We start from the raw sequence: 8,817 nt of genomic DNA on the forward strand, positions 1-8,817 counted from the left end.
GATGCTCATGCACGGTGATCCGGTGCTGACCCTGATGATCTTCATCCCGCTGGTCGGGATGGCGGTGGTGCTCGCCCTCCCGTCGCGGGCGCACGACGCCATCCGCTGGACGTCCACGCTCTTCAGCGCGCCGCCGCTCCTCCTCGCCGTCCGCGTCCTGCACGGCTTCCGCCCCGACGCGGGCTTCCAGCTCGTGCACCGCGGGCCCTGGATCGACGCCTTCGACATCGAATACTTCGTCGGCGTCGACGGCATCAGCATCACCATGGTCGTGCTGACCGCGCTGCTCTGCTTCCTCTGCATGATCGCGTCGTTCGGGATCGAGAAGGGAGTGAAGGGCTACTACGCGCTCTTCCTCCTCCTCGAGACCGGCATGCTCGGCGTCTTCTGCGCGCTCGATTTCTTCCTGTTCTTCGTCTTCTGGGAGGTGATGCTGCTCCCGATGTACTTCCTGATCGGCATCTGGGGCGGCCCGCGTCGCGAGTACGCGGCGATCAAGTTCTTCCTCTACACGCTGCTCGGGTCGGTGCTGATGCTGGTCACGATCCTCTACCTGTACTTCGCCTCCGATCCGCACTCCTTCGACATGACGCAGCTCAGCCGGACGGCCCACGTCACGATAAACGTCCAGCTCCTGCTCTGGCTGGCGCTCTTCATCGGCTTCGCGATCAAGATCCCGGCGTTCCCGTTCCACACCTGGCTCCCGGACGCGCACGTCGAGGCGCCCACGGCGATCTCGGTCATCCTCGCCGGCGTGCTGCTCAAGATGGGGACGTACGGCATCCTGCGCATCAACTACGGCATCCTGCCTGCGGCGACGCTCGCGCCGGCGTGGCACGGGCGGAGCCTGGCGTTCTGGCTGCTCGCCGCGCTCGGCACGTTCAACATCGTCTACGGCGCCCTCGCCGCCATGGCCCAGACGGACCTGAAGAAGCTCGTCGCCTACTCGAGCATCAGCCACATGGGCTACGTGATGCTCGGCATGGCCGCCTTCACGCCGCAAGGGATCAACGGGGCGGTCCTCCAGATGTTCAACCACGGCACCGTGACGGCGATGCTCTTCCTCCTGGTCGGCGTGATCTACGACCGCGCCCATCACCGCGACATCGCCGGCTTCGGCGGCCTGGCCTCGATCATGCCGGTGTACACGGGCGTGACGGGCCTCGCCTTCTTCGCGGCCATGGGCCTGCCCGGGCTCTCGGCGTTCATCTCCGAGGCGCTCGTGCTGCTCGGGGCCTGGCAGAACTACCCGCTGCTCACGGTGATCGGCGCGAGCGCCGTCGTCCTGACCGCCGGCTACCTCCTCTGGACCCTCCAGCGCATGTTTTTGGGGAAGCCCAACGAGAAGTACCTGACCCTCCCCGAGATCAACGCCCGCGAGCTCTTCACGCTCGTCCCGCTCGGCGCGATCGTGATCTTCCTCGGCATCTACCCGACGCCAATCCTCGACCTGCAGAGCCCGGCGCTCGTCCGCCTGAACGATCACGTGACGCAGGCCGCGGCGCGGACGGCGGGCACGGAGCGCGTCGCCGTCGCGCGCTAGCGATGGGCACCACCGAGAGCCTCGCCTACTTCCACCCGGAGCTGGTGCTCGCGGCCGCCATCCTCGCCGTCATCTTCGTCGACCTGGCGCTCACCGGGCGCGCGGGCCGGCAGGCGAGCGAGTGGCCGGGCAATCTGGCGCTGGCCGGCGTGGGCGCGGCGCTCGTCCTGACCCGCGGACTCCGTCCGCTCGACGTGCGCGGGGCCTGGCTCTTCAACGGCATGATCGTGCTCGACGCGTTCAGCGTGTTCTTCAAGGTGCTGCTCGGCCTGGCGCTGCTCGCCGTCGTCTGGATGTCGCTGTCGTCGAGGGAGATCCGTGCGCAGCCGAACGAGGGCGAGTACTATGCGCTCCTCCTCTCGAGCGGGCTCGGGATGTTCCTCATGGCCTCGGCGGGCACGCTGCTCATGGCCTACCTCTCGCTCGAGTTCGTGAGCCTGACCTCGTACGTGCTGACCGGCTTCCTGCGCCACAACCGGCGCTCGGGCGAGGCGGCGCTCAAGTATCTCATCTACGGCGGCGTCGCCTCGGGGGCGATGATCTACGGCATGAGCTGGGTCTTCGGACTGACCGGCGCGATGGACTACGCCGGGATCGCGCGCGGCGTGGCGGCGCTCGACCCGGCGAGCCGGGGCGCGCTCTTCCTGGCGCTCGTGCTGGTGCTCGCCGGCTTCGGCTACAAGATCGCCTCGGTGCCGTTCCACATGTGGGCGCCCGACGTGTACACGGGCGCGCCCATCCCCGTGACCGCGTTCCTCGCCGTCGGCTCGAAGGCCGCCGGCTTCGCCCTGCTGCTCCGCTTCTTCCACTTCGGCGTCGGCCACGAGGGGCCGGCGCCGGCAGTGGCGCAGGTCCCGATCCCCCAGCTCGCGAGCATCATCTGCGTCGCCACCATGACGCTCGGGAACCTGGCCGCGCTCTCGCAGACCAACATGAAGCGGCTGCTCGCCTACTCCTCGATCGCGCACGCGGGCTACGCGCTGCTCGGGTTCGTCGTCTTCGCCGACAAGGGGGTGGAGGCGCTCCTCTTCTATCTCGTCGCCTACTACCTGATGAACCTGGGCGCGTTCTGGGTCGTGATGCTGATCGCCAACGCGACCGGGCGCGAGGACCTGGACGGCTACCGCGGGCTCGCCTGGCGCGGCGGCGCCGCGCCCGCGCTGGCGCTCGGCGTCTTCCTCTTCTCGCTCGCCGGTCTCCCGCCGCTCGCCGGCTTCGTCGGCAAGTTCAACGTCTTCGCCGCCGGCGTGCAGGCGCAGCTCTACGTGCTGGTGGTGATCGGGCTCCTGAACAGCGTGATCTCGCTCTACTACTACGCGCGGGTCGTGAAGACGATGTTCCTGGACGACCCCACGGCCGACGACCCGGCGCTGCGCTTCGGAGCGAACGAGCTGGGGCCCGTGGGCGTGCTCTCGCTCGCGACCCTCGTCCTCGGCGTCAACTTCAACTGGCTGCTCCGCTGGGTCGAGGTCGCGGGCAGGGTCTTCACCGGCTGAGGGTGGGCGTCCGGTGGCGGCCGGGACCCTCTACGTCGTCGCCACCCCGATCGGCAACCTGGAGGACGTGACCCTGCGCGCGCTCCGTGTGCTCCGCGAGGTCGACCTCATCGCCGCCGAGGACACGCGCCGCACGCGGACGCTGCTCGGGCGCCACGGCATCGCGCGCCCGCTCACCAGCTACTACGACGCCGTCGAACGCGACCGCGCGCCCGCCATCGTCGCACGGCTGCAGGCCGGCGCCTCGGTGGCGCTCGTCTCCGACGCCGGCACGCCCGGGATCGCGGATCCGGGCTATCACCTGGTGCGGGGTGCGCTGGCCGCCGGCGTGCCGGTCGTCCCCGTGCCCGGGCCCTCGGCCCTGACCGCCCTCGTGTCGGTGGCGGGCTTCCCGGCCGAGCGCTTCGTCTTCGAGGGCTTCCTGCCCAGCCGGCCCGGGCCGCGGGCGGCCCGCCTCGCGGCGCTCGCGCACGAGCCGCGCGCGCTCGTCTTCTTCGAGGCGGCGCGGCGGCTCGCGCCCTTCCTCGCCGCGGCCGAGGCCGCGCTCGGCGACCGCGAGGCGGCCCTCGCGCGCGAGCTCACCAAGCGGCACGAGGAGATCCTGCGCGGCAGCCTCTCCGAGCTGCGCGAGCGGGTGGCCCGCCGCGCGTCGCTCCGCGGCGAGGTGACCGTCCTGGTGGCGGGCGCGCCCGAGGCGGAGCCGGCGCGTGACGTGGCCTCCATCGACGAGGAGCTGCGCGCCGGCCGCGCCGCCGGGCGCGGGCTCCGCGAGCTGGCGGCCGAGATCGCACGCCGCACGGGGATGAGCCGCCGTGAGGTCTACCGGCGCGGGCTCGCGCTCGAGCGGGGGTGAGGTGTGGGCGTGGCGTATCCGACGGAACGCTCAGCAGTCGGGTATGCAGGTGGGATGAGGCCCTTCGTGGTGCTCATCGGCCGTGCTGCGGCGGCCGCAGCCCATTGACGGCGCCCACCGGCAGTGCTCTGAGGCTTCCGCCGAATGGTCGGCACCAACATGGGGACACGGAGGATCGCCATGAATCGATGCAGCTGGTGGATCGCGCTCGCCGCGGGTGTCATCTTCACCCTGTCGGCCCTTCCCGTCGGTGCGGCGAGCACGAAGACCTTCATCGCGCTCATGAACGGCGGTCAGGAGACCCCGCCCACCACGAGCGACGCGCTCGGCGTGGCCTTCCTGACGTTCGACGAGGCGACGAAGATGCTCTGCTACTCGATCAGCTTCACCACGCTGACGAGCGCCGAGGCTGCGGCGCACGTGCACGGGCCGGCCACGCCCGGACAGTCGGCCGCGGTTCTGTTCCCCCTCACGCCGGTTCCGGGCAATCCCAAGAACGGCTGCGTGGGACCGCTCACGAGCGGGGCCCTCAAGAAGGAGCTCAAGAAGGGCCTCATGTACCTCAACATCCACACCACCCAATTCCCGAACGGCGAGATCCGGGGCCAGATCATCCCGACGGGTCGATGACGGCGCCTGCTCACCGGCAGGCAAAGAGCCTGCAGGTGAACGCGCAGGGGATCGCGCCCACATCGCACTGCGCCATCCTGAGGGCGTCGCCGATGTTGCAGGCGCCGTCGCCGTTCACGTCGCACGCCTCGGGGTGGGCGAGCTGGCTACACTGGCGGACCCCCACGTCGAGCTGGGCCACGACCAGCGCGTCCCCGATGTTGACGACCCCGTCCCCGGTCACGTCGCCGCATTTGGTAGCGGCGATCGTGGTGGTCGTCGTGGTGACGGCCGCGCAGACCGCGGGGTCGGTCGGGTCGGCGTCGTCGAAGTCGAGGCAGCCGTCCATGTCGCGGTCGATGCCGATCCGGATCCCGGAGCCGGGCGGCACGCAGGTGTAGGTCACCTCCTGGCCCGGCGTGGTCGCGAGGTTGCGCACCTGCGCGTCGGTGAGCAGTGGATCCGCCGCCCGGTCGGTCTTGAACGTGGTGGTCGCCCCGGCGACCCGGACCGCGCCGCGCGGGACGCCGCCGACGCTGCCCTTCACCACCACGTCGCACTCGTTCTGCCCGGCGCGCGCCAGCAGCAGATCGATGCGGGGCCCGACGGTCGCCGCGTTGGTGCTCGTGAGGGTGATCTGCTGGCCGACGATCGGGGCGAGGTTGCTGTCGAAGGCCAGCATGAACTGCTCCACCTGGCGGCGCGTCGTGTCGCCGCCGTTCGGGTCGAACCCGCCGTTGAAGACGGTCGCGTTGTGGAACCGGAAGAGCGTGTCGACGCTGCCGTCGTGCAGGAAGCCGAAGCCCCGCACCTGCGGGCCCTGGTTGCCGTTGTTGCCGGCATTGATGGCGCTGTTCAGGGCGGGCATGCCGAACATCCCGATCTTCTGGTACGCGTTCCTCAGGTGCGGGACCTTGAAGTCCTGGGTCTCGGCCTCGAAGCTCGAGAAGCCGTCGGTCCCGAAGAAGCCCAGGCTCGGGTCGAGGCGGTGGCAGCCGTTGCAGGTCTGGACGGTGTCGGAGGTGATGTTGAAGTAGAAGTTGCGCCCGGCCTGCTGATCGGCGGTGAGCGAGTTGTCCAGGCGGCGGATCGGGTTCGGCGGATAGGTCACCTGCAGGATGAAGTCGGCGAACCGCTGCATCTCGGTGCTGCTGATGGCCCCGGCCTTTCCGACCAGCCCGTCGAAGGCGACGATGAACTTTAGGAAGGCGCCGTTCTCGTCGAGCGGGTCGCCGCCCGCGTCGTTCCCGGCCGTCCGGTCGCCCCGCCAGTGCATCGGCCCGGCGTTCGCGAGCCCGCGGAGGCTCTGCGTGGTCATCGGCCCCTTGAGTGCGCGGAAGTTCCGGTTCTCGCCCACGGTGAGGCGAAAGGGGTTCGGGTTGTTCAGCGTGCCCGTCGGCGGGAACGCGTCCGGGTTGCCGAGGTCCCAGGCGAGGCCGTCGAAGTCGCCGAAGACGTGGCAGGAGGCGCACGAGGCCTCCCCATTGTCCGAGGTCCCGAGCGCATCGTAGAGGACCCGCCGGCCCACGGTGACCGACGCCGGCTCGGGATTGTGGATTGGCAGGTGAGCGATCTCGGCCTTGCTCCCCGTGTCGACGATCGAGATCGCGTCGTCGAAGCGCGTGAAGACGTAGAGACGGTTGCCCCGCAGCGCGAGGCCGCTCGGCCCGCCGCCGCTGACCGGGATGTGGCTCGCCGCGCTCGGGACGAACGTGTCGCTCTCGAGCTGGGCCGTGCTGAACACGCCGACGGCGCTCGAGCCGAACGCCGCGACGTAGAGCGTCGCGCCGTCGGGCGTGACCGCCATGCCGAGCGGCGTCGCGAGGCTCTTCGCCTTCTCCGTTGCCCCCGGGTTCGCATAGCTGGCGGCCGTGTCCAGGTGCTTGTTCAGATGGCGAGGGAGGACGCTCGCGCCGTCGAGGACCGTGATGCGGGCCTCGTGGAGGTGGCCGCGGACCGTCGTGTTCGTCCGGGAATTGTTCGGACAGGTGCCCGCACCCTCGAAGCGGACCTCGTTTCGCGCCTCGGTGTTCGAGACGTACACCTTCCCGGTGACGGGGTTGGTCACCATGTTGAAGAGGATCGTACCCACGCCGGCGTACGGCACCCCGGCCTCGGCCGGCGGGCTCCCCGCGGCATTGATCACGAACACGTCCTCGTCGAGCAGCGAGAAGCGGACGGCGTTGTTCCAGTTGCGGCCGAGCTGGTCCTCCCACGCGTTGTGTGCCGGGTTGAACTTGACGATCATGCCCGTCTCGGGCTGCGGATTGCCGAAGCAGTCGACGTTGGGAGCGGGGAGGCCGCCGGCCATGGTGAACCCGGCGACGCTGCAGGAGCCGGCCGTCGCGCCGCCGTCGCACACCAGACCCTCGCTCAGCGCCGTGGTCTGGTTCCCGGACTGGAAGACCGCCGCGTAGACGGTGTTGCCGTCGGGGCTGGCGGCGAGCGCACGCGGCGTGTCTCCGAAGAGCGTCAGCTTGGTGAGCGGCGTGCCGCCGAGTGCGCTGCCGAGGTTCGTCACGTCGAACACCCACACGTCGGCGCGTCCGATGCCCTCGGTGGTGAAGTCCGCCAGCGGCACGCCGCTGTTCTGTCCGCGGTGCGCGGTGGTGATGAAGGCGCGGTTGCCGCCCGGTCCGGCGAAGACGATGTCGCGTGGCTCGTCGCCGACCAGGAGCGTGCGCACGACGCGCGGCGGGCTCGAGCTCACGTCGATGATGCTCACGCTGTCCGAGAGGTGGTTGACGACCCAGACGTGCCGCCCGTCGCCGTGGGCGGCGGCCGCGACCGGCTCGAGGCCGACGGGGACGGAACCGGAGTGCGCGAGATTCCCCTGCGGGTCGACGTCGAAGATCTCGAGCCGGTCGTCGGGGGTGTTCAGCGCGTAGAGGTGCGTGTCGTCCGGCGAGAGCGCGAGCGGGCGCACCTGGCCGGTCTCGAAGGTGACGAACGACGAGGCATGTGCTGTAGCGCCGCCCGCGAGGAACGCGAACGCGACGAGGAAGATGCCCAGGATCGGGCCGCGTGCCGCCATGCGAAGACTCGCCGAGCGTGCGATACCACGCAGGCGCGAGCGGAGCTAGAGAAAGGACACCCGCCTCGAACGGGACGTGGCTCTCGCCGTCATCGAGCCCGTGCGCCCGGCGCCGGCCGGGGACCGCCGGCTCGAGCCCCAGGCCCCGTCACTCGTAGCGCAGGGCAGCGGCGGGGGCCACGCGCATCGCGTGCCGAGCGGGCAGGATGGCCGCGATGACGCACGCCGAGAGGCCCAGCACCACAGTGCTGAGCACCGCGACGACCGGAAAGTGAAATTCCAGCGGCCACCCGAGTACCGCCTCCATCGTCCACCTCCCCCAGAGCACTGCGAGCGCGAGCCCCGTGAGCACGGCGAAGGTCACCCCGAAGAGACCCATCGTGACGGATTGCAGCGTGAGGAGGCCGACAACCCGGCGACGTGGCGCACCGATGGCGCGCATCGTCCCCAGCTCCCGCGTGCGATCGAGCACGCTCGCGGTCAAGGTGTCCGCTATGCCGAGCAGGAGGACGATCAAGGTCACGGCTTGAAGGATGGTAGTGAAGGCAAAGCCTCGTTGGACCTCGCGGGCAAAGTGGTCCATCAGCTCGGCGGGCGAGAAGAGCTGAAGGCCGTACTGACGGCCTATCTTGCGTGCGATCACGGCTCGTACGTCGTCCGGCGCGGCCCCCGCGGCGACGAGTACGTATGCCGCTCGCGGAGGAGTCGCCCTCCGGCCCCCAGGGCGTAACCGACGCGGCCGCCCCGGGCTCTCCGCGAGGTCGACGCTTCCCTACACCGCGCTCAGGCAGCGGCGCCGGCGCTCTGCACGCAGGGACGGGCCATGGCTCAGCGAGCCTTCAGGGATCTTCACCGAGAAAGGTCCATAGGCCGAAAGGTACGTCCAGATGTGGTCGTACCCGGCATAGGCCTTCCACAGGTTGGCGCCGTGGCGCACGTCGAGCTTCTCGACGCGCCCGTAGCGCCCTTCAAGGGTGACCGGACCGGGACGCCGCGCCGGCGTCACATCGACTGGCAGGCCGACCGGCTGGCCGGTGGACGGGTGAGGTTCCGATTCAGTCGGGATGGTGGACGGTGATCACCACATGCCCGCTCGGGTCGGAGGTCGTGCGAGCGCCGTGCCTGCGGCAGAAGGAGCAGGTGTCCGCGCGGAGCGAGAGCTCCTCCGGGCGCAGGCTCGTCTCCAGCGCGAGCTCGAGGTTGCCGCAGTGGCAGCGCCCGGTGAGCGGCGCTTCACTTCGGGACGTATCGCGGCCGCTCATCGCGCCCCTCGCTCTGGACC

At 70.2% G+C, this 8,817-nt stretch carries 8 protein-coding genes; 4 read left to right on the forward strand and 4 right to left on the reverse strand.

Annotation, left to right across the window (positions count from 1 at the left end):
- Position 1 precedes the first annotated feature (1 nt).
- The 4 genes from E6J59_05030 to E6J59_05045 all read left to right on the forward strand — a co-directional run bounded on the left by E6J59_05030 (position 2) and on the right by E6J59_05045 (position 4,522).
- Positions 2-1,543, forward strand: coding sequence for an NADH-quinone oxidoreductase subunit M (locus tag E6J59_05030; protein ID TMB21766.1), 1,542 nt, complete (start codon positions 2-4; stop codon positions 1,541-1,543).
- A 2-nt stretch (positions 1,544-1,545) separates the two neighbouring features.
- Positions 1,546-3,039: an NADH-quinone oxidoreductase subunit N gene (locus E6J59_05035; GenBank protein ID TMB21767.1), complete on the forward strand. Its 1,494-nt coding sequence runs from the start codon at positions 1,546-1,548 to the stop codon at positions 3,037-3,039.
- Between the two features lie 13 nt (positions 3,040-3,052).
- Positions 3,053-3,892, forward strand: a complete 840-nt coding sequence (rsmI, locus tag E6J59_05040) for a 16S rRNA (cytidine(1402)-2'-O)-methyltransferase (GenBank protein TMB21768.1) — start codon at positions 3,053-3,055, stop codon at positions 3,890-3,892.
- Positions 3,893-4,036: 144 nt separating this feature from the next.
- Positions 4,037-4,522, forward strand: a complete 486-nt coding sequence (locus E6J59_05045) for a CHRD domain-containing protein (protein TMB21769.1) — start codon at positions 4,037-4,039, stop codon at positions 4,520-4,522.
- 10 nt (positions 4,523-4,532) lie between these two features.
- Here the strand turns inward: E6J59_05045 and E6J59_05050 are convergent, their stop codons facing one another.
- The 4 genes from E6J59_05050 to E6J59_05065 form a co-directional block, all read right to left on the reverse strand.
- Positions 4,533-7,535, reverse strand: coding sequence for a hypothetical protein (locus tag E6J59_05050; GenBank protein TMB21770.1), 3,003 nt, complete (start codon positions 7,533-7,535; stop codon positions 4,533-4,535).
- A gap of 148 nt (positions 7,536-7,683) precedes the next feature.
- Positions 7,684-8,178 (reverse strand): ABC transporter permease, encoded by a 495-nt coding sequence (locus E6J59_05055; protein ID TMB21771.1) that lies wholly within the window; start codon positions 8,176-8,178, stop codon positions 7,684-7,686.
- Positions 8,179-8,307: 129 nt separating this feature from the next.
- A complete protein-coding gene (locus E6J59_05060) occupies positions 8,308-8,541 on the reverse strand; it encodes a hypothetical protein (GenBank protein TMB21772.1) in 234 nt (77 codons plus the stop codon).
- 49 nt (positions 8,542-8,590) lie between these two features.
- Positions 8,591-8,797: a hypothetical protein gene (locus tag E6J59_05065; GenBank protein ID TMB21773.1), complete on the reverse strand. Its 207-nt coding sequence runs from the start codon at positions 8,795-8,797 to the stop codon at positions 8,591-8,593.
- Positions 8,798-8,817: the final 20 nt, after the last annotated feature.

Source organism: Deltaproteobacteria bacterium, assembly GCA_005879795.1.
In the GTDB taxonomy this organism is placed as follows: domain Bacteria; phylum Desulfobacterota; class Binatia; order DP-6; family DP-6; genus DP-6.